Here is a 20,563-nt window from a genome sequence, read left to right as displayed (position 1 = left end):
GCGGGCAAACCACAATCATGGAGCAACTGAGCGAATACGGAACGGGACTGGCGGGGCTGGTCCTGCTGCTGGCCGGATCGGCCTTCTTCTCGGGGGCCGAAACGGCGCTGTTCTCTCTGAAGAGGGACCAGCTCCATCAGCTCGCGCGTTCGGAGGGCAGGACGGCGGCGGCCATCGTCTCGCTTTCCTCGCGTCCCGCCGAGCTGCTGGTCGCCGTTCTGTTCGGGAATATGCTCGTTAATCTGCTCTTCTTCTGCTCGGGCGCGGCAATGGCGACGCATCTGGGCCGCGCGGCTGGGGGCTGGATCGAGGTGGCGGCGGGGATCGTCCTCCTGGTGCTGGTGATTCTCTTCGGCGAAATCCTTCCGAAGGCGCTGGGGGTGTCCTATCCGCTCGCCTTCTCCCGGGCGGCCGCGATTCCGCTTCGGGGCTGGTTCGCGCTCACCTCCCCGGTCCGCGCAGTGTATCGCGCCGTCCGCGCGCGCCGGGGCGGACACGAGGGCGGCGAGGCCACGCGGATGATCACGGGCGAGGAGCTGCGGATCCTGCTCGATCTGACGCGCGGCAGCGATTCCGTTCCCGTGAAGGAAAAGGAGATCATCGAAGACATCGTGCATCTGCCGGGCATCCGGATCAGCGAGATCATGACGCCGCGGGTGGATGTGCTCCTGCTCGACCGCCGCGGCGATCCGGGGCCGGTGCTGGAGGCGGCGCGCCGGCGCGATATCAGCACGCTCCCCGTGTACGAGGATCACGAGGATCGCATCATCGGGATCGTCGGCGTCCGCGACCTCTACTTTGCACGGCGGGACGGCCGCGACGGGGTCGGGCGCGTGCGGCCCGTGAAGTTTGTGCCCGAGATGCTGCGCGCGGACGAACTGCTGCGGCGTTTCGTCGAGGAGAACCTCGAGTTCGTGGTCGTGGTCGACGAGTACGGCGGGCTGGCGGGCGTGGTGACGATCGAGGATCTGCTGGAAGAGGTGCTCGGGGAATTCGACGCCGGGCAGGCGCTCGACGTGGATACGCTCGGCGAGGCGCGCTACCGCCTCAGCGGCAGGCTGCCGGTGCGCGAATGGCGCGCGCTCTTCCGAGGCTACGTGCCGGAGGCGGAGCTGGAATCGCTGCCCTTCGACACGCTCGCGGGGCTGATCGTGTACCTGCTCGGGCGGGTGCCCCGGGAGGGCGATACGGTGAGGCTGCAGAATCTTGCGTTCACGGTGGAGCGGATGCACGGCAGGCGGATCGAGACAGTCCTGCTCGAACTCGCTTCGCCCGAGGAGGAACTGAAGGTGCCGCTGCCATGACCGCCTGGGACGCATGGGTCAAACTGCTGAGCGCGCTGATCCTCTCCGCCTTTTACTCGGGGAGCGAGACCGGCGGATACATGGTCAGCCGCATCCACCTGCGCTACCGCGCGCGCCACGGCGTGCGGCGCGCGCGCTGGCTGGAGGAGGTGCTGCGCGAACCCCAGCGCTTCGTCTTTACGGTCCTGCTCTGCAACAACGTGGTCAACTACCTCGCGGCTCAGACCGTGACGGCCTCCTTCCTGGCGCACGGCGTCGGCGCCGGAGGGGGGCGGGTTCTGTTCGGCCTGATCCCATGGAACGCCGAGATCGCCGCGACGCTCGTGCTCACGCCGCCCATGTTCCTGTTCGCCGAACTGCTGCCCAAGAACCTGTTCCGGACGCGGGCGGAGGAGCTGATGACGCGCGGCGCGATGGTCCTGCGGATATCCCTGGCCGTATGCCGTCCTCTGACCACTCCGCTGCGCCTGCTCTTCCGCGCGCTGCTGCGCACCTCCCCCGCCGACCCGCACCGCGATCTGCTGCAGCTCTCGCCGCAGCGCCTGCGGATGTACTTTTCCGAGGGCATCCGCCACGGTGCCCTGACGCCCCACCAGAACCAGATGATGGAGAACGTGATCGCGATGCGGCGCATACCCGCGCGGCGGCTGATGACCCCGCTCGACCGGGTGCCGGCGGTGTCGGTCGAGTCCGCGGTGCGCGACGCGGAACGGCTCCTGCAGAAGAGCGGCCGCAACCGCTGCGCGGTATTCCGGGGACGCCGGAATAACGTGATCGGCACGCTGCATCTCTGCGATCTCATGGATCCGGAGACGGGGCCGGACGATCCGGTGCGGCCGCTCGTGCGCAAGGCCGTACGGATCCGGGCCGACGCGACCCTCCAGCAGGCCTTCAGCAAACTGCGGAAAAATCGTCAGCCGGTCGCGGTGCTGATGGACGAACGCGACCGCGCGCAGGGACAGGTCAGGATCGAGGATCTGGCGAGGTACATCGCCGGGGCCCCCGCAGCCCACGGTCGCGGGAGGGAGTAGCCGCAGAGGCCCGAAAGCGGCGGGGAGAGAATGGGATTCACCATGAAGACCATGAAGGGTAATCGAGGGGGGTGAACATAATTCGCACCCTCATTCTTACTCTTACTCGTACTCGTACCCGTACTCGTACCCGAAGCGCCGAAGGCGCGATCCCACTCCCCCGATTCAAGGAATTCGAGTACGAGTACCGCTTCGCTGAGCACGAGTACGCGTACGTTGTGACGCGAGCGGATTTCTAATCCAGCCGCCGGGATTCCAGTAGTTCACCAAAATCTACGAAGAACCTACTGAGCGTATTCGATGCAGCGGGTCTCGCGGATCACGGTCACCTTGATCTGGCCGGGGTAGCGCACTTCCTGCTCGATCTTCTTGGCGATATCGCGTGCGAGCAGGGTGGCTGCCTCGTCGCTGATCTCCGACGGGGCCACGATCACGCGCAGTTCGCGTCCGGCCTGGATGGCGAAGGCCTTGTTCACGCCCTCGAAGTCGCCGGCGACGTTCTCGAGCCGGGAGAGGCGTTTGAGATAATTCTCCGTCGTGTCCGAGCGCGCTCCGGGCCGCGAGGCCGAGATCGCGTCGGCCGACGACGCCAGTGTCGCGTAGATGCTGTCGACGTCCATTTCGTGGTGGTGGGCGGCGACGGCGTTATAGACTTCGGGGCTTTCCCCGTGCCTGCGCAGCAGTTTCCCGCCGATCAGCGCGTGGGGGCCTTCGACTTCGTGATCCACGGCCTTGCCGATGTCGTGGAAGATCCCCACTCTCTTCGCAACAGAGGGATCGAGCCCGAGATCGGCGGCCATCGACCCCATAAGGAAGGCGGTCTCCAGCGAGTGCTGCAGGACGTTCTGGGAGTAGCTGTGGCGGAACTTCAGCCGCCCGACCAGGCTGACGAGTTCCGGGGCGACCCCCTGCAGACCGAGCTGGAAGAGCACGTCCTCGCCCGCCTTGCGGATCGTGTCGTCGACCTCCCGGCTGGTCTTTTCGAAGATCTCCTCGATGCGCGCCGGCTGGATACGCCCGTCCTCGATCAGGCGCTCAAGGGTGATCCGCGCCGTTTCGCGCCGCGTGGGGTCGAAGCCTGACAGGGTCACGACCCCGGGGGTTTCGTCGATGATCAGGTTGATCCCGGTGGTCGATTCGAACGCGCGAATATTGCGTCCCTCGCGCCCGATGATCCGTCCCTTCATCTCGTCGCTCGGCAGATCCACCGTGGTGGTGGTCACGTCGTTGGCCTGCTCGCCGGCGTAGCGTTCGATGGCCGAGACCACGATCTTGCGGGCCTCGGTCCGGGCCAGCACCCGGGCCTCGTTCTGGGCGTGGCGGATGAGACGCGCCGAGTCTTCGCTCAGGGCCTCCTGCAGCCGCTTCATGATCGTCTCCCGCGCCTCATCCCGGGACATTTCCGCGGCTTTCTGGACCGCCCTGTTCTCCTGTTCAATCAGCTCGTCGAGTTCGGTGCGGCGGGCCTCGGCCGCCTGTTCCTTCCGCTCCGCCTCGGAAATCTGCTGTTCGAGCTGCTGCTCTTTCTGGTCCAGCAGGGAGAGCTTGCGGTCGAAGTCCTTCTCCCGCTTCATGATCCGGTTTTCGAGATCGACCAGCTCCTTCCGCGCACTGTCCTGTTCCTCATGCGCCTTTTCGTGGACTTTAAGTTCCTGATCGCGCAGGTTGAGCTGCGCCTCGCGCCGGATGCTTTCGGCCTGTTTCTCCGCGTCCTCAAGGATCGATTTGGCCTGTTTCGACGCCGCGACGGCGTTGGCCTTTGTAAGGTAGGCGTGGAAAAAGAATCCCAGCACGACAAATCCCAGCGGGACGATAATGTCCTGCCACATCTGCCACCAATCGTACTCGTACCCCATGGTGCTCCTCCGGAAGTTTCATCGGGAAGATCCTCCCCGGTTGGTTATCCGCCTCGTTCGACACTCAGAATTGAGAATCGTTCGGCATTGATACCGTACAACCTGCGTTCGGTGAGCACAAGGCGAACCGGAACATCGTGCGGGGCCGTTTCGATTCGCGGCACGAGCTGGGCGTCGAAGGCGACGCCGGTCCGGAAGGCGCGGAGATTTTTCAGCATGCGATCGTAATGGCCGCCCCCGTGGCCGGCCCGGTTCCCTTGCACGTCGAATGCGAGGCCGGGAACCAGCACGAGATCGATCTCATGTTCGCCTGCGGCCGGTCCCGGGGGCTGCGGGATGCCGAGCGGCCCTCTTTCGAGGGGGGTGTCCGGTTGCCAGAGCGCCATTTCGTATTGTTCGCCGTTATAGCGGGGCAGGTAGATACGCACCCCCCGGGCGCGGAGGGGCGCCTCCACCTCCGAGAGGTCGACTTCATCGCCGACGGCCCTGTAGAGGGCAACGGAGCGCGCCGTGATAAAAGGCTTCAGCCGGGTCAGACGACGGCACAGAGCGCGGTTTTTGCGAGCGCGTGCATCGGGGGGGAGAGAGGCCCGCCCTGCGCGTCCCCACCTCCGGGCCTTGTCTTTAGCGAGACGGTTCATCTTTTCGCGGCGTTTTTTTCCGCGCACGATGCCACTCGAGCATGCGCGCGCGGATCTCGGCTTCGCGTCCTTCCCGGGAGGGCCGGTAATAGATCTTCGAGGTGGGGACGTATTCCTGGTCGACGAAGTGCCCCTCGTAGTCGTGGGCGTACTTGTAGCCCTCGTGGCCCAGCTCGCGGGCGCCGCGGTAATGCGTATCGCGCAGGTGGTCGGGCACCGGGAGGGTGTTTCCCTGTTCGACGTCGCGTCCGGCCTCTTCGATGGCCCGGTAAGCCGCGTTGCTTTTCGGGGCCGTCGCGAGGTAGGTCGTGGCCTGCGAAAGTATGATGCGGGCCTCCGGCATGCCGACGAAATCGACGGCGTTCAGGCTCGCGACCGCGAGCGGGAGGCCGTGCGGGTCGGCGTTGCCGATGTCCTCCGAGGCCAGGATGATCAGGCGGCGTGCGATGAAGCGCGGGTCTTCTCCCGCATAGAGCATTTTGGCCAGCCAGTAGACCGCGGCGTGCGGGTCGGAGCCGCGCACGCTCTTGATAAACGCGGAAATGGTGTCGTAGTGCTCGTCCTCGTCGTGGTCGTAAACCACCGCCTTCTTCTGGACGGAATCCTCGATGACCCCGCGGTCCAGCCGCCGGACACCGTCCTCGCCCGCGGGCGTGGTGAGGGCCGCGATTTCCAGCGCATTCAGCGCGCGGCGGGCATCGCCTTCACAGATCGAGCAGAGGTGTTCGCGGGCGTCGTCCTGCAGCTCGATCCGCAGAGGTCCGAGTCCCTCGGGATGGTGGATCGCCCGTTCGAGCACCTGCCCCATAGTGCCGGTGTCGAGCGGTCTGAGCTGAAAGATCTGGGAGCGGGAGGTCAGCGGGCTGTTGATGAAGAAAAACGGATTGTGGGTGGTCGCCCCGATCAGCGTGACATCGCCCTTTTCGACGTAGGGGAGCAGCACGTCCTGCTGCGCCTTGTTAAAACGGTGAATTTCGTCGATGAACAGGATGGTTTCACGCCCGCGCATCCGCCGCAGCTCGCGGGCGCCCTCCAGGATTTTGCGCAGCGTCGCCACGTTGGCCATTACGCCGCTGACCTGTTCGAAGCGCCGCTGCGTGGTGCGCGCGATCGCCTCGGCCAGCGTGGTTTTGCCCGTGCCCGGCGGTCCGTAGAGGATGATGCTGCTCAGGCGGTCGGCTTCGATGGCGCGGCGCAGCAGCTTATCCGAAGCCAGCAGGTGGTCCTGGCCGAAGATTTCATCGAGGGTATCCGGACGGACGCGGTCAGCCAGCGGCCGTGTACGCCCGCCGCCGCTTTCGTCCCGATCCCGGTTGTCGGAGGTGAACAGATCCATAAAAAGGCCCCGCCCGGCCGACTGTTATGCTCATCTCTGGACCACGGTAACAAGGTGGGTGCTCTGCCGGCGGTTTATCGTTTCCCCTTCAGGGGTATACGGCCACTGCCGGACTCCGAGCTCCCTTTCAGTGGCTAAAGGGTCAGAGAATTTGCATGTCCGCGTACCGGGCAGGGCCAAGCCGTACATCCCGTGTGCCGCTGCCGTTCACACCATCGGCAAAGCTGCCGAAGCGTCCGCTCCGCTCTGCCGCCTGTAGCATCATATTACCGCGTCCGCCCCGCGGAGTCAACAGGCCGCGCGATCACGAATCGATCGCGGCCAGAATACCTTCAAAGTCCGCACAGAATTCTCTGCACAGCCCCCGGGTGCCGCTTCCCTCGATGTTTCCGCCCGCGATGCCGAACGGCTCGAAGCCGGCGAGGCGGATCGAGCATACCCCGGCCCCGCTGTCTTCGATCCCGATCACATGCGCGCGCCGGTCGAAGGGAATCCCGAGCCCCACGCGCGCGACCTCGGCGTACAGCCACGGGTGCGGCTTGGGAGAGAGTTCGCCCAGGGTTCCCGTCGAACGTCCCTGCTGCATCGGAAATCCGGCGGTGATGATCGCATCGTAGAATTCGAGCGGGTCGCCCAGTTCCAGTTTGCGGAAGGCGGACACGATTTCGGGCCAGGCCTTTTCGTAGAGCCCCGACGTCACGAGCCCCAGGGCGACGCCGCGCGATTTCAATTCGAGAAGAAACTCCCTGATCCCGGGGCTCGGGACGAAGGCCTCCGTCCGCCCCGTCCCGTCGAGCACGGCCTGCATCTCGCGGCGGGTATGCTCGAAGTAATAGTCGCGCGCCTCTTCGACGCTGCGGTCCGGGCAGTACTTGGTTACGCAATACTGCAGGTGTTCCGACACGCTGTGCCCCGAGACATACGGAATATCCTCGTCCTCGAGCTCGAAGGAGTCGTCGCCGAGCAGACTGGCCGTCGACAGCTGAATGATCCATATCCAGAACGTCTCGCTGTGCACCGTGGTCCCGTCGAGGTCCATCAGCACGGCCTCGACCGGCTTATCGAGCCGGACCGGGTGCACGGGATAGCAGGCGGGGTATCCCATGGCCGAATTGACCGTGGCCAGCGTATGGGAGTCGAAGCCGATAAACTCGACCTTCCCGTCGCCGGTCCGCGCCACCGCGCACACCCCGTCGCGTCCCGCCGCGAACCGGCCGTCGGACGTGACCTCCAGCGCCGTCAGCCCCAGGGCCGCGGCGCTCTCTCCCAGTCCCGGAAATGCTTCACTCATCGATTCTCTCCTCTTCTGCCGAAAAAAACCTTCATAAAGCATCCGTGCGGCCCATGAAAGCATAAGCTGAGCGTTTATCGCTGCCTCGCCCCGTTTGAATCCGCGCGGAAAGGGCGCGGCCGGGGTATAAGGCCCGCATAATACAGAAATCACGATCAGATAAGTAACATTATATAATTGGTTCTCTACGGCTCTGAAGCTGCTGTAGTATCGGGGGAAGTACAGGCGTCTTAGTGGCTGGAACTAAAATTTGCTCGCGTCACAAAGTACGCCTACTCGTACTCAGCGAAGCGGTACTCGTACTCGAATTCCTGAAAAATACTATCTGCGCTTACGCTTGCAACCTATACTATTTATAAACGTCATTAATAATGTGCATACAGAGCACAAAAAAAGGTTGTATCGGTTTTATATATTCTTAGGATGGTAATCCTGTTCCGGGGGTTCGGTCCGGCCCGCCAGGGGGCCGGCACCCGGGACGCATCCACAACCACTGCGAGGAGGAAAGAATGGCAAAGATCACGCTCTACGACGTGGCGCTGGAGTGCGACGTAAACGCTTCGACGGTCTCCCGGGCCCTGCGCAACGATCCGCGACTGAGGCCCGATACCTGCCGCCGCATCCAGGAGGTCGCCGCACGCATGCAGTATCAGCCGAACCTGGCCGCGCGATTTCTCGTGCAGGGCCGGGCCGAAATTCTCTGGTTCATTGTCCCTTCGCTCGGGGTGATGGTGGACTGGAAGGCCGCCGAGTTCGCCTCCCGCCGGGCGGCGATGCACGGGTACGATCTGTCGATCGCCGTTCATCACAAGGATCAGGAGACGTTCGACCGCACGGCGGCGCGTATGAGTCAGGGTCTCTCGGCCGGCGCCATCGTGAATCCGCGCCATATCCATGACCTCTCTGCGCTCGCGCCGCTGAAAAAGCGCGAATTTCCTCTGATCTTTCTCGATGTGCCGCCGGAGGACGTTCAGGGCGTGACCGTGACGAGCGCGAACGAGGAGGCCGCCCGTGAGCTGGTCCGCCATTGCGTGGAGGCGGGCGCGTCGCGGTTCGTGCTGCTCTTCCGTACCGAAGACAACCCGGTGGAGAAGATGCGACTGAAAGGCGCGTCAGAGGAACTCTCCGCGCGCGGGCTGGGATGGATCGGCGGGAGCGGCGGGGAGGAGAACGTCGATCTCAGGGGGGAACCCCTGGCGATACTGGGCTCCTCCCAGTACGACGTCCGCGAGTACACCCGTCCGCGCGCCCCGGTGCTCCGCGAAAGCGAGACCCTGGTCGGCTGCTTCGACGAGTGGCAGGGGGAGCCTTATCCGGCGCGCCGGGTTATTGTGGCGGAACAGGACTACCGGACCATCGCCGATACGGCGGTGGATGAACTCTTCAATATGATCGGCGGGCAGAAAAACGGCGGTTCCCATCAGGTCCGGATTCCCATGGCCCGGTACCACAGCTGCGCCTCCTGTTGCTGAGACCCGTGAGGGGGTCCGGCTTGCGGGGATGTCCCGAATCCTGTTGAAACTCGTTGGCGGTCTCGGTCTTCATTTCGATGTAGTTCCTTGTCATTCACTTGTCCAGTCCCTGTTCGGCAGTTCGCTTCGCTCTCTGCCTGGGGGTGAGGCGTCGTGGAGTGGAGCCCGTTCCCGCCGGAGGCGGGATGGCCCGGAGGGCCAAGGGCGGAGCGGAGCGACGCCTCAACAGCTTCCGATGGCCAGCCCAGGGATTTCAAAAGCACCGGGATCTGACGATAGCCTTTGATTCGACGGAACCCTTTCTCGGCCCTCAGAAGCGAATAGGCCAGCCAGCGTTCCGCCTGATCCGTCTCTGCGCGCCAACGCTTCACCCGCCCGATTTTTGCGCGTGTGTTTCGGAACGGGTTCTCGATGCAGTTTGTGTTCGTCAACGTGGTGTGTAGAGTGGACGGCGCATTCAGCTTGTGAACCGTAATGAGCTCCTCACCGGCCTCGTGCAGGGATTCCAGGGCCTTGTGGCTGTGCCGGCTCAGAAAGCGTTCCAGATCGGCGAGTGCTTCACGTCCGGCTTCTTCGCCTTCCACGGAGCGGAGACGCTTGAAAAGGTCGCTCACGCTGCCGTGATGACGCCTGGAGAGACAACGCTTAATATTTCGTTCCTTATGCACCAGGCATCGTTGAATGCGCGCTCGCGGAAAATGCTTCAAGACGCTGTTATGAAGTGCCCGAGAACCGTCGAGAACCGCCAACGGATCGCCCTCGAACTCAAGACCGCGGTGGACAAGCCGGTCGAGCAATGCGTCACACACTTCTGTCGATTCCTGTGCGCCTATTTCAAAATCCAGCATAACTTTGCGGCCGTCCAGCGTAATGCCCAGCCCCACAATGGCGCTGAGATCCTCGGACAGTACAATGCCGTCCAGCAGCATGCAGAAGAACCTCTCGGACTTCAGGTCGCGGTCACGGAGCTTCTGTATGCGCTGTCGGCCCTCGACAATCCAGGCGCGGGAAACCCTGCTGCGTCCGGGCGCTGAATCGGGATACAAGGTTTTCTGATCACGTGAACTGACTCCGGCAGCTGTGGCACGCAAGATACGGTCACGAAGGTCGTCGGCCCTGTTGACCGCGTCGTAACTTTTAAGCCTGACCTCCTTCGATGTGTCTGCCTCATGGCGACGTACACGCGGCTTGCGGATCTCCTCATCAATACCGTCAATTCGAAGTCCTACGCGGGTTCCGCCGGCACGTCGGCAGCCTCTGTCCCCTGCCGGCTTGTAGGCCGGACCACACAGTTCTGTGACCTCTTCAGCCAGAATATCGGCGATCAGGGTTCGCATTTCACCACGCAGCCAGTCACGGAAAACATCTCCTGCTGCAGACGGTTCAACTTGTCCAAGGGCTTCAAGGACGCTATTGTCACTCATGGCGGTCTCCTTTCGGGTTGGTTTGCCCCGAGCGTCCAACATGGACGCTCAGGAGACCGCCTTCAAGTTTCAACAGTCAACGGGACACTTCCCGGCTTGCATTCCCTCCCGAAAGCGGATATTGAACGGGTGAACTGTGGAGGGTAACCGGATGCGCGCTCATACTCATATACTTCGCCTGCTTTCGCTGGCTGTGATTACGGCCTTCCAGCCTTGTATTGCCGCAGACGCGGAAATGCACACGTTCCGCGACACACAGGGTCGCACTGTCGAAGCCGAGATTCTTTCGTTTAATGAGCGGCGGGACATGGTGAATGTGAGACGATCCGACGGGCGCCGACTCTCCGCGCCTCTGAGCGCGTTTTGCGAAAAAGACCGTGAATATATACGCACATGGGCCCGGGATGAGAGCTTCCGGTCGCAAATGGATTTCCGGATCGAAGTGGAAAAGAAGGAGACGGGTAAGCAGACGGGGAAAGAGGAGGGCCTGATTATTGAGGCGGAGGAATACCGCTACGAAGTGCTCCTCGAAAACAGGTCCGGTCACGACTTCAGAAACCTGCGTGTGGATTACATGCTCTTCTATAAGCAGGAGGAAGCCGCCTCGCATGCCGACGCCAAGATGCTCGACGTGAGCGGCAGTATCGAAGTGCCGGTGCTCGAAGCCGGCGGCGAAAAGACCGTTACCACCGGTCCCGTCGTGCTGAAGAGCCTGGAGCTGATGCCCGGCTACGTATGGGAGAACAACGCGCCCGCCTCAAGCACCGGCAAGCTCAAGGGCTACTGGGTGCGCGTGTACAGGAAGAGCGCGGACGGCGATGAGATTTTCCGGGAGGTCTGCAATCCGTCCGCGATCGCCGAGAGAAACACCTTCCGGGTCGACCGGGAAACCGCGAAATAGAATCCCGGCGACACGGACTACACGGCTCCGGTTTTGCGCTTGAAACGCCCCGCTCTCATCCCTGCTTTCCCGTCATTGACTGCGGATATGGCTACCTGAGCCGTTTCACCATCGCCCGGTACTCGGGCATGACGAGTTCGGCGACGGCGTACTTCGGTTTGTGGCCGCGCACCGGGGTTTTATCGGCGAGGAGTTCCCGGTGCCATTCGGTCATGAGGGCGAGATTCTCCGGCTTGCGCAGGGGATCGTCGGTCTCTTCCTGCCATGCCCGAAGTTCATGCTTCATGCGCTCCAGCAGCCCTGCGTATTTCGGATCGTCGGCGAGGTTGACGAATTCGCCGGGGTCTTCCTCCAGGTCGTACAGTTCAAACTCCGGCGGACGGCGCAGGCGGTCGAGCGCCCGTTTCATTTTTTCGTCGCCGCCGGCAATGACCGGGCCCGCCTCGGGGTGTTTCTGCGGCACGCGCTCGTAGGCGGCCCAGTAGGGATTCGGTGTATCGGGGCCGAGGAGGTTGTGGATCAGGTGGTAGCGCCCGTCGGAGATCGTGCGTCCGGGGAAATAGTGACCGGATCCGTGCGCGGTGAACTCGGCGCAGACGCCCGTGCGCCACGGAACCTCGTCCCCGGCACAGAGCGGAAGCAACGAGCGGCCGTGCAGGGTCTCCGGAATATCCAGCCCGGCGGCGTCGAGAATGGTCGGCGCGATATCGACCGCCGAGACCGGTTCCGCGCGGCGCTGTCCGGCCTTCACCCCTTTCGGCCAGCGGATGACCAGCGGCACGCGAATGCCGGCGTCGTAGAGATACGGTTTGCTGCGGATAAATCCGGGACCCTGATCGCCGGTGACGATGATCATCGTATCGTCGAGTACGCCGCGTGTTTCGAGCCTTTCGATTAGCAGTCCGATCCCCGCATCCGCGCGCCTGAGTTCAACATGGGGACACCCGGGGGAATATCGTACTCGTACTCGTACTCAGCGAAGCGGTACTCGTACTCGAATTACTTGAATCGGGGAAGTGGGATCGCGCCTTCGGCGCTCCGAGTACGCGTACGAATTATGATCTCTATGAATCCCGATTTCGACTTCGATTCGGATTTCGAGATCCCATCCGTGTCATCGGGTGCGCCAAGCAAAGCTTGGCTGTTTCTAACTGAATGAAAGGAGTCAGTCGTGTGAATTGATCGTTGCACATGTAGCCGACCCAGCGGTGATCGGGGGTAACCCCGGCGTCGAAGCCTGGGAAGGCGAACGCGCGAGCCGTAGCGAAAGCGAACTTGATTCAGCCTCGTTACACAAGTCGAGGGCGGCCAGCCTATCGGATATGATGAAGCCAGCACTTGTCGGGAAGGAACGGTCATATGCACCGGCAAGGCCCTCCGGGGTAACAAGAGACGGCGCGCGCAGAAAGAACAGCCAGGAACTTGGGAGGCCCGCCGTGATGTCGGGTAAGCCGACAAGCCCGTGGGGGAATCAATAACCTCGGGGGTGATCGCGTGCGGGAGTCGGAGAGGCTCGTAGTAGTGATGAAGCGGGGTAATGCCCGTGGAGCGAAGGGGTCTCGGCGGAAGACGAGCTGAGTAAGAAGCGCGGGGGACTGATTGGTGAAACCTATGACAGAAGAAGCGACGGAGTACTATCGCATTGACGACAGACTCTTGCCGCCGAAACTCGCCGCGCTGAGACAGAAGCTGAGTCAGAAGGCCAAACAGGAGAAGCGGTTTCGCTTCTACAGTCTCTATGGCCACATTGGCCGGGCCGACACTCTGCTGGCGGCATGGAAACATGTACGCGCCAACGGCGGAAAAGAAGGCCCCGATGGTGTGACCATCGAGGACATCGAACAGAGTCAAGGAGGAGTCGAAGCCTTCTTGGCGGATATTGAACGCAGCCTGAAGGATCGAACCTACCGTGCTGGAAAAGTGCGGCGGGTCTACATCCAGAAGGTGAACGGGAAACTCCGTCCCTTGGGAATACCCTCGGTGCGGGATCGGGTCGTGCAGACCGCTACGGTTCTGATACCCTCTGTGCCAATAAGAATGAGACACGAACCTGAACCAGGATGGAGGGCGCAGAGGAGCCGGTTGGATGAAGGCAGAGGCGTTGGTTGTAGAGGAGCAGTCCCAGGGACAGGAGCCCCCCATGGGGGGCTCGCGCCGATCGCGGGCAGGACAGCTCGCCGATCCTGAAGCCGCGACACCGAGAGTCGCGAAACGAAAACGATGGGACGTGGCGTACAAGCTGCGGATCGCGGAGGAGGCCGAGAAGTGTAAGCACCGGAAGGGGGAACTGGCTGCCCTGGCTCGTCGGGAAGGGCTATACTCCTGCACACTCACGAAGTGGATGCAATGGAGGCGCACGATGGACGAGAAGGGCTTCGATGTCACCCCGGACGGCAAGAGCAAGCGCTCGATGCGCAACGAGATGAAGCGCCTTGAACGCGAGAACGAGCGGCTGAAGACCAAGCTGCGCCGCGCCGAAGGGCTCATCGAGCTTCAAAAAAAAGTCTCCCGACTGCTGGAGGATCTCAGCGACGCCGGGCAGAGCGAGAGCTGAGCATGCAGACCGTAGATGACAACGGCAAGAAGCTCTCCGTGAAGGCGGCCTGTGAAGCCCTGGGCGTGAGTCGCGCGACGTACTACCGGTGGCGGAAGCGCAAGGAAGATCCGCCCCCGCCACCCGCGCCGCGCATCTCGCATCGTCGGCTCAGCGAGGACGAGGAACAGGACGTGATCGACGAACTGAACAGCGAGCGGTTCTGCGACTACGCCGTCCCGGAAGTGCATGCCACGCTCCTGGACGAGGGCAAGTACGTGTGCAGCGTGCGCACGATGTACCGTGTGCTGAAGCGCCGTGAGGAGGTCCGCGAACGCCGAGACCAGCGCGTCCACCCGCCCTATACGAAGCCGGAGCTGCTCGCGACACGCCCGAACGAGCTATGGTCGTGGGATATCACCCGGATCAAGGGACCGAAGTCGTGGATCTTCTACCACCTCTACGTCGTGCTGGACGTGTTCAGCCGCTACGTGGTCGGCTGGATGATCAGCGAGACCGAATCCGGCGAGGAGGCCGAGGCGCTGGTGACCCACTGTTGCGAGCAGCAGGCGATCGGGCGCGACGAGGTGACGTTGCACTCGGACCGGGGCAAGGCGATGCGTTCAAACCGGTTCATCGACCTGCTCATCGAGCTGGGCGTGGCGCGCAGCTACTCCCGGCCGCATGTGTCGAACGACAACCCGTACTCCGAGGCCCAGTTCAAGACGCTGAAGTACCACTGGACGTTCCCGGAGCGGTTCGGGTCGCTGGAGGATGCGCGTCAGTACCTGCGGGAGTTCTTCCGCTGGTACAACGACGAGCACCGGCACTCCGGCCTGGCCATGATGACGCCGGCCGACGTACATGCCGGCCGAGCCGACGAGCGCTGGTTGGAGCGGAAGCAGACCCTCCTGGCCGCCTACGAGCGGCATCCGGAGCGGTTCGTTCGGGGCGAGCCGTCGCCACGGCACGTGCCCGAGGAGGTGTGGATCAACAAGCCGAAGGAACTCGAAGTGGCCGGGTGACCGGCCAAGAAAAGTGTCTCATTCGCGTTGACACGTAGCGATATTGGAACCGATCTTTGAAGCTGACTTCAAGGATTGCTCCCATGGGTTCCGGCCTGAGCGCTCGGCGCATGATGCGTTGAAGGCGATTGGACAGGAGCTCCGGCAAGGGCGGTGTGCGGTTTATGATGCGGATCTGGCCGGCTATTTCGACAGTATTCCACACGACAAGCTCATCGCTTGTGTGCAGATGCGTGTCACCGACCGGTCCGTGCTGAAGCTGATCCGAATGTGGCTGAAAGCGCCGGTAGAGGAAACGGAGAAAGGCAAACCGCCGACCGTGAAGCGCAACGACAAGGGCACGCCGCAAGGCGGGGTCATTTCGCCGCTTCTGGCCAACATCTATCTGCACTGGTTCGATGCGGTGTTTTACCGCAAAGACGGACCGGCACGGTGGGCGAAGGCCAAACTGGTGAGGTACGCCGATGACTTCGTGGTCCTCGCCCGGTATATCGGTCCGCAACTCGAAGCGTTCATCGAAGCCAAGATAGAAGGGTGGCTCGGGCTGAAGATTAACCGGGAGAAAACCCGGATACTCGATGCTCGGGAACCGGGGCAGACGCTGGACTTTCTCGGATATAGCTTCCGCTATGACCGGGACCTCGGCGGACGCCCGTGCCGGTACTGGAACCTGACACCGTCGCGGAAAGCGCTCCAACGGGAACGTGATCGGCTTCGGGAGATGACCGGACCGGAACAATGCTTCAAACCTCTGCCGACGGTGATCGACGAACTCAACATGCAAATGCGAGGATGGGCAAACTACTTCTCGCTGGGTTATCCGCGTGTGGCATTCCGCCACGTCAATGGATACGTGCGACAGCGTCTCACGCGACATGCGAAACGACGCAGTCAGCGCGGCTACTGGCCCCCTGAAGGTATGAGCTACTACGCGCATTTCAAGAACATGGGACTGATCTACCTGTGAAACCATCCAACAAATGCCTTCCGCGAGAGCCGGATGCGGGAAATCCGCATGTCCGGTTCGACGAGGGGGAGGGCAGTCCGCGGTCATTGGCTCTAAGCCTCTCATCCCGTGGCTCCCTCTCTACTCTACTGGCCGAAAACACAAGAAAGGTCTCTCGCCAAGGCGCAGAGATCGCAAAGATGAATGAGAAGAGCACAGGCAAAGAAATGGTGCGTTCTCTCTTACGTTCGTAGTAGGCCCGCAGGCCTGCGAAGCAGGATCAGGGCCGTTATCTTTCACGCGCCTGGCCTGCCGGGGGGCAGGCTTGCGGCGCTACTACGAATGTTTGTCGTCTCCCATCCCGACCCCGGCATGATCTGTGACCGTTGTGGTGAATCCCCATCCCGCCTCTTCCCCGAACGGCTCCACCACAAAAATCTACGAAGAACCGGATTTTTGTAGAACTACTGAAATCGTAGCGGCTGGATTAGAAATCCGCTTGCGTCACAACGCACGCGTACTCGAATTCCTTGAATCGATGGAGGGGATCGCGCCTTCGGCGCTCCGAGTACGCGTACGAGTGCGAGTACGAGTATATGTCCCCCTCCTCAACCAACCTTCATGCTCTTCAGGTCCTTCATGGTGAATCCCATGCTCTCTCCCCCTCCGATCTGCCGCATCCCACCTTTCCCGGGAACCCTTCCATAAAAATCCACGAATAACCTTTTTTTCCGCCGGGACACCCTGATTCAAAACTCACTTCAATGTTCACAGGGGGATTCGAGCGCGTCTTCGGGCAATGTTGAAGTCAGGAGGGGCGGGGTCAGACTCAGCGTGCTGAAGCCTGTGTCCCGGAGCAGGGTTCCGGTCCGCGCATCCCGCGGTGCTCACCAGATCAGGAACGCATACTCTCCCGCGCCTTCGAGCCGGAAGAGGTCACCCTCCCGTTCCGCTGTCCCGTCAGCGCGTTCGGTGCGTACTCTGCGGCCCCGGCCCTCCGGGGGCAGCGTCAGTTCGGCGCGCACGTCTGCGGGGATGCTCACCCGAAGCCGCCACTGCTGAGGGTCCCAGTACAGGTAGACTCCGCCGCGGGGCGTCATGGCATGACCCGCCACGTAGGGCAGTCCGCCGGAATCGGGTTCGAGGGCGATCTTCCCCCCTCCGGGTTCGAGCACCCTCACGCCCAGCAGTGAGTCGTGCATCCAGAGCAGGGGCGTAGCGCACCAGCCGTGCGAGCCCGTTTCGTCGTGCGGCTGATGCGGGTTGGGTTCGCCCTCGGCCAGACCCGCGTCCTCGCGGCTCATCCAGTACTCGGGAAGCGGTCCGCCGTAACAGCCCTGCAGGGCGTGGGATATCCTGTTGTCCGGATGACCCGGAAGGTAGGGGGCGAATCTTTCTTTCAGGTGGCGGACGGCGCGTTCCGAGCGGTCGAGATAGCTGAGGGTGCGGAGGCAGCGGTATCCGTAGGTGGGGTTGTTCCAGCGCCGCACGCCCTCCGGGGGGTCGCCGCAGGGTTCGGAAAAGGCGTAATCCACGGCAGCCTCCGCCGTTTCACGGGGCAGGAGGCCCGCCGTGGTCGCGACGGTTTGGCCCGACTGGCTGAAGCCCCGGTCGATCTCCTCGCCCGTCGTCTCGAATCGCGAGGCTACATGGGCGGGCACGCCGTCGCGGGCGGGGACGACATGATCGCGGTGAAAGGCCTCCAGCATGCGGTCATGCAGCTGCTTCCATTCCCCCTGTTGATCCCGGTCGCCGATCGCCGCGGCCATCTCCATCGAGAACCCCAGCCGCTCGATCAGCCAGGGCGTGACCAGCCCGTTCGACTGCGTATGGGTGCAGTCGTAGCCCATGCGGAGGTCTCCGTAGGTGCGGTAGGTCACGAAACGACCCTGTTCATCGACGAACTCTGCGACGTTGTTCCAGAACCGGATCACGTGGTCCCAGTAGCGGCGGACCAGTTCGGTGTCGCCGCTCCACATGTACTCATCGTACAGCGTGCAGACCCACTGGACGGACCAGTCGAAGTTGCCGGGCATCATGATGGGCCACTTGGCGGGCCAGAAGGGGTGGAAATCGCCCTGCTCGTCCTGGCCTTCGGCGAAGGTGCGAATGAGGAAACGGCGCAGGCGTGTATCGTTGAACCACGACGCCGCGAGCTTCGCGCGGGGCTGGGCGTCTTCGATCCACTGGCCGTCTTCGCGGCCGGGGGTGTCGACGTAGGCGTCGGTCATGGCCACCTCAGCGTGCGCCATGCAGAGTTTCATGATTTGTTCGACGGTCTCGTCGCCGCAGTGGAAGGAACCGTACCGCTCGATCGGGTACTGCGACTTGATGAAACCGAAATCGTGCAGGGTGAGGCTGCCTTCTTCGGGGAAGGTGACGTGCAGCGTACACCAGCGCAGAGTCCGTTCGTCGGGGACTTCCGCGTACCTGCGGCCCGTTCCGGCGATGTAGCGGTCCGCGTAGTGCGTTCCCGCCACGCCCTCGGTATCGATCCAGCCGTCCTCCCGGACCAGCGTCTTGTCCTCGTAGAGGGTGCGCGCAATCTCTCCGTATCCGAGGTCGATCGTGATGCCGGGGATGGAGGTTTCGACTTCCAGGAAGGGGAATCCGTGCGAGGGCAGGGCGAAATCGACGGTGAGGTACAGGGTTTCGCCGGCGCGTCCGGTGAGGGTGCACGGCCGGCCGCGCAGAAGATCCTCGACGGAGGTGCGGGTGTTCTCGTCCGGCGAGAGCTTTGCGGAAACGATCGCGCGGCTCAATTCGGCGGGCCCGGCGGCTTCGGGCCGTTCGGCCGTGCCGGCGGCGAGGACGGTGCGGGGCCGGACGGGGTGTTCGCGCTGCCCCGGCGTCTCCTGTTCCACCGGCCGCCGCGGCCACGGGCCGTCCTCGACCGCGCAGGCGCACTCCCAGGCGGAATCATCGAAATCGGGATCGTGGATCTTGCCGGGGGCGCGGGCGCCGTCGATCAGAACCGGATAACGCAGCCTCTTCGATTCGCCGACGATGCCGATGATCTGTTCTTCGTGCGGGAGAAACTCGGGGGCGGGCGTCCACTTCCAGCTCGTATCGGACTGCAGCCAGGGGGCTTCGGCGTAGAGGCCCGCGTGGCGGTTGGCGTCGCGCATGAAACAGGGCACGTCGCCCCAGTTGTGGTGGAGCACCACGATCGTGTTGCGCCCCCCGTGCAGGTGCGGGCCGGCGTGGATGTTTTCGGCGCTGATCGCCTCTTCGGTGTAACGGGAGACCTTGCGCCGGACGATCCGTCCGTTGATCCATACCTGCGCGTTCGTGTCCGCTGCGAAGCGGAGGCGCGGATCGTCGGGGACCGACTCCAGTTCAAACACTTTCCGGAAATAGTGGAAGCGATTGCAGGGAGCGGGGTCGTCGGGCCGGGTCCAGATCCATTGAGGTGCGGTCCGGGTACTCATACGGGTGCGGGGTTCTCCTTTCCGGTATAGGTGAAGTGGGACATGATTTCCGCATCCTCACACTTTCTGAATTCGGTGGCCGTTTTTCCGGTCTCCCGTGCGAAGGCGCGGCAGAACGAAACCACGCTGCCGAACCCGCTTTCGATGGCGACTTCGTTCACGCTGTTTTCCGTTTCGCGGAGCATGCGGCAGGCGTGTTCGATGCGGCAGCGGGTGATCTCCTTGGCGATCGAATGTCCGAGCGCGCGGTCGAATTCCTGGTATACGAACGATCGGGACATGCCGGTTCGGGCGATGACGTCGAGTACGTTGATTCGGTCCGCGAAGTGGTCCCAGATGTAGCGCAGGGCGCCCGCGATCGCGGGCTGTTCGATCGCCAGCATGTCGGTCGAGCGCCGGAGCTGCACGTCACGGGGTGAGACGCGGACCGGTTCCTCCGGGGGTGCTTCGCCGTTGATGATCCGGTCGAGTACGCGTGCCGCCTCGTATCCCAGCCCGTAGAGATTGCCGTCCACGCTCGAAAGCGGGATCGGCGCGAAATCGCAGATCAGGTGATTATTGTCGGCCCCCAGCACCGCCACCTGTTCCGGTACGCGGATGCCCGCTTCGATGCATGCGTACAGCACGAGGATCGCGGAGTCGTCATTCTGGGCCATGATCGCCAGCGGGGTCGAGGCCTCTTCGAGCTTGCTCACGAGCCAGTCGCGCACCTGGCGGTAGGAGCGCACGCGTCCCTTCCGCGGGCTCATCCAGCGCTGCAGCCGGTAGTCCGTGCCCGTTCTCTGCAGGGCTTGCTCAAGCCCTTCGCAGCGTTCGTGTTCCAGCGTTCCGTGATCGAAGAACACGAACGCGAAATCCCGGTACTTGCGCTGCAGAAAATGTTCCGCCGCCAGCTCGCCCACCCGGGCGTGGTCGCCGAGAATGATCGGGTAACGGTCCTGAAGGACATACCCGATTCCCGCCGTCGGGAGGTCGAGAGCCTCCACGTAGCGGAGAAGCTGCGATTGCTCCTCGTTCAACAGCGAGATGACCCCGTCGCCCTCCCAGTGCTCGGGCATCGTATTGGTGCGCGCCATGCTGACGTCCAGTACCCAGTCCGCCTCCTTGGCGTACTGCGCAATGCCTTCATGGATCATCGGGTCGTACCACTCAAGGGCCATCAGCACGCGGGGACGCGCCGAAAAAGCGCACGGACGCTCCGTTCTGTTGTTCGATACCGCCATGAGTCTCCTCTCGCGTTTAAGGCGGGAATCCGTCACGTTCCCGCTTTCGGAGAAGAATAAAACTTATTGATATATAAAGTGCAATGTTATTATCATTTCGTTTCAACATTTCGTGCGCACGCTCTGCGGCAGAGCCGGATATTCTGGCC

Annotated in this window: 14 protein-coding genes, 1 other RNA gene and 1 pseudogene; 7 read left to right on the top strand and 9 right to left on the bottom strand. The window is 62.8% G+C overall.

Features of this window, described 5'->3' with window-relative positions:
• The first annotated feature begins 17 nt into the window (after positions 1-17).
• Both L21SP4_RS12095 and L21SP4_RS12090 read left to right on the top strand, forming a co-directional pair.
• A complete protein-coding gene (locus L21SP4_RS12095) occupies positions 18-1,304 on the top strand; it encodes a hemolysin family protein (protein WP_052882895.1) in 1,287 nt (428 codons plus the stop codon).
• Positions 1,301-2,335: a CNNM domain-containing protein gene (locus L21SP4_RS12090; RefSeq protein WP_052882894.1), complete on the top strand. Its 1,035-nt coding sequence runs from the start codon at positions 1,301-1,303 to the stop codon at positions 2,333-2,335. The genes L21SP4_RS12095 and L21SP4_RS12090 overlap by 4 nt, the downstream gene beginning before the upstream one ends.
• A gap of 284 nt (positions 2,336-2,619) precedes the next feature.
• Here the strand turns inward: L21SP4_RS12090 and rny are convergent, their stop codons facing one another.
• The 5 genes from rny to L21SP4_RS12070 all read right to left on the bottom strand — a co-directional run bounded on the left by rny (position 2,620) and on the right by L21SP4_RS12070 (position 7,459).
• A complete protein-coding gene (gene rny / locus L21SP4_RS12085; protein WP_201774642.1) occupies positions 2,620-4,191 on the bottom strand; it encodes a ribonuclease Y in 1,572 nt (523 codons plus the stop codon).
• Between the two features lie 44 nt (positions 4,192-4,235).
• The gene (locus tag L21SP4_RS12080) at positions 4,236-4,832 is read right to left on the bottom strand and encodes a 5-formyltetrahydrofolate cyclo-ligase (protein ID WP_052882893.1); all 597 of its coding nucleotides are present in this window, start codon (positions 4,830-4,832) and stop codon (positions 4,236-4,238) included.
• Complete coding sequence (locus L21SP4_RS12075; RefSeq protein ID WP_052882892.1) at positions 4,816-6,168, bottom strand: replication-associated recombination protein A; 1,353 nt, start codon at positions 6,166-6,168, stop codon at positions 4,816-4,818. The genes L21SP4_RS12080 and L21SP4_RS12075 overlap by 17 nt, the downstream gene beginning before the upstream one ends.
• Before the next feature lie 2 nt (positions 6,169-6,170).
• A non-coding RNA gene (gene ssrS, locus L21SP4_RS12640) (6S RNA) lies at positions 6,171-6,348 on the bottom strand.
• Between the two features lie 124 nt (positions 6,349-6,472).
• Entirely contained in the window at positions 6,473-7,459 is a 987-nt protein-coding gene (locus tag L21SP4_RS12070) for an HAD family hydrolase (RefSeq protein ID WP_052882891.1), read from the bottom strand.
• Positions 7,460-7,968: 509 nt separating this feature from the next.
• Here L21SP4_RS12070 and L21SP4_RS12065 point away from each other — a divergent pair.
• Positions 7,969-8,931: a LacI family DNA-binding transcriptional regulator gene (locus L21SP4_RS12065; RefSeq protein WP_052882890.1), complete on the top strand. Its 963-nt coding sequence runs from the start codon at positions 7,969-7,971 to the stop codon at positions 8,929-8,931.
• On the opposite strand, the gene L21SP4_RS12635 is transcribed toward L21SP4_RS12065, so the two are convergent.
• Positions 8,880-10,355: an IS256 family transposase gene (locus L21SP4_RS12635; protein ID WP_074041496.1), complete on the bottom strand. Its 1,476-nt coding sequence runs from the start codon at positions 10,353-10,355 to the stop codon at positions 8,880-8,882. The two genes, L21SP4_RS12065 and L21SP4_RS12635, sit on opposite strands and share 52 nt — an antisense overlap.
• Positions 10,356-10,662: 307 nt before the next feature.
• On the opposite strand from L21SP4_RS12635, the gene L21SP4_RS12055 reads away from it, so the two are divergent.
• Complete coding sequence (locus tag L21SP4_RS12055) at positions 10,663-11,256, top strand: hypothetical protein (protein WP_160300830.1); 594 nt, start codon at positions 10,663-10,665, stop codon at positions 11,254-11,256.
• Between the two features lie 91 nt (positions 11,257-11,347).
• On the opposite strand, the pseudogene L21SP4_RS13425 reads toward L21SP4_RS12055, so the two are convergent.
• Positions 11,348-12,172 (bottom strand): annotated as a pseudogene (locus L21SP4_RS13425) (sulfatase/phosphatase domain-containing protein); the annotation flags it as partial.
• Between the two features lie 695 nt (positions 12,173-12,867).
• Here L21SP4_RS13425 and L21SP4_RS12045 point away from each other — a divergent pair.
• The 3 genes from L21SP4_RS12045 to L21SP4_RS12030 all read left to right on the top strand — a co-directional run bounded on the left by L21SP4_RS12045 (position 12,868) and on the right by L21SP4_RS12030 (position 15,781).
• Positions 12,868-13,443 carry a reverse transcriptase family protein gene (locus tag L21SP4_RS12045; RefSeq protein ID WP_052882887.1) on the top strand — a complete coding sequence of 192 codons (576 nt, stop codon included), beginning with the start codon at positions 12,868-12,870 and terminating at the stop codon, positions 13,441-13,443.
• Positions 13,397-14,814 (top strand): IS3 family transposase gene (locus L21SP4_RS12035; RefSeq protein WP_417999890.1). Its coding sequence is split into 2 segments (ribosomal slippage): positions 13,397-13,765 and positions 13,768-14,814, totalling 1,416 coding nucleotides; the frame shifts between segments, so codons are not numbered across the junction. The genes L21SP4_RS12045 and L21SP4_RS12035 overlap by 47 nt, the downstream gene beginning before the upstream one ends.
• 43 nt (positions 14,815-14,857) lie before the next feature.
• Complete coding sequence (locus L21SP4_RS12030) at positions 14,858-15,781, top strand: reverse transcriptase domain-containing protein (RefSeq protein WP_074041495.1); 924 nt, start codon at positions 14,858-14,860, stop codon at positions 15,779-15,781.
• Positions 15,782-16,647: 866 nt separating this feature from the next.
• Here L21SP4_RS12030 and L21SP4_RS12025 read toward each other — a convergent pair.
• Both L21SP4_RS12025 and L21SP4_RS12020 read right to left on the bottom strand, forming a co-directional pair.
• On the bottom strand, positions 16,648-19,191 hold the full coding sequence (locus L21SP4_RS12025) for an alpha-L-rhamnosidase-related protein (protein ID WP_052882883.1): 2,544 nt from the start codon (positions 19,189-19,191) through the stop codon (positions 16,648-16,650).
• Positions 19,188-20,414 (bottom strand): AraC family transcriptional regulator, encoded by a 1,227-nt coding sequence (locus L21SP4_RS12020; protein ID WP_052882882.1) that lies wholly within the window; start codon positions 20,412-20,414, stop codon positions 19,188-19,190. Before L21SP4_RS12020 ends, L21SP4_RS12025 begins: the two co-directional genes overlap by 4 nt.
• Positions 20,415-20,563 lie beyond the last annotated feature (149 nt).

The sequence above is a fragment of the Kiritimatiella glycovorans genome (genome assembly GCF_001017655.1).
GTDB lineage: Bacteria > Verrucomicrobiota > Kiritimatiellia > Kiritimatiellales > Kiritimatiellaceae > Kiritimatiella > Kiritimatiella glycovorans.
This window is presented reverse-complemented; position numbering and strand designations above follow the sequence as displayed.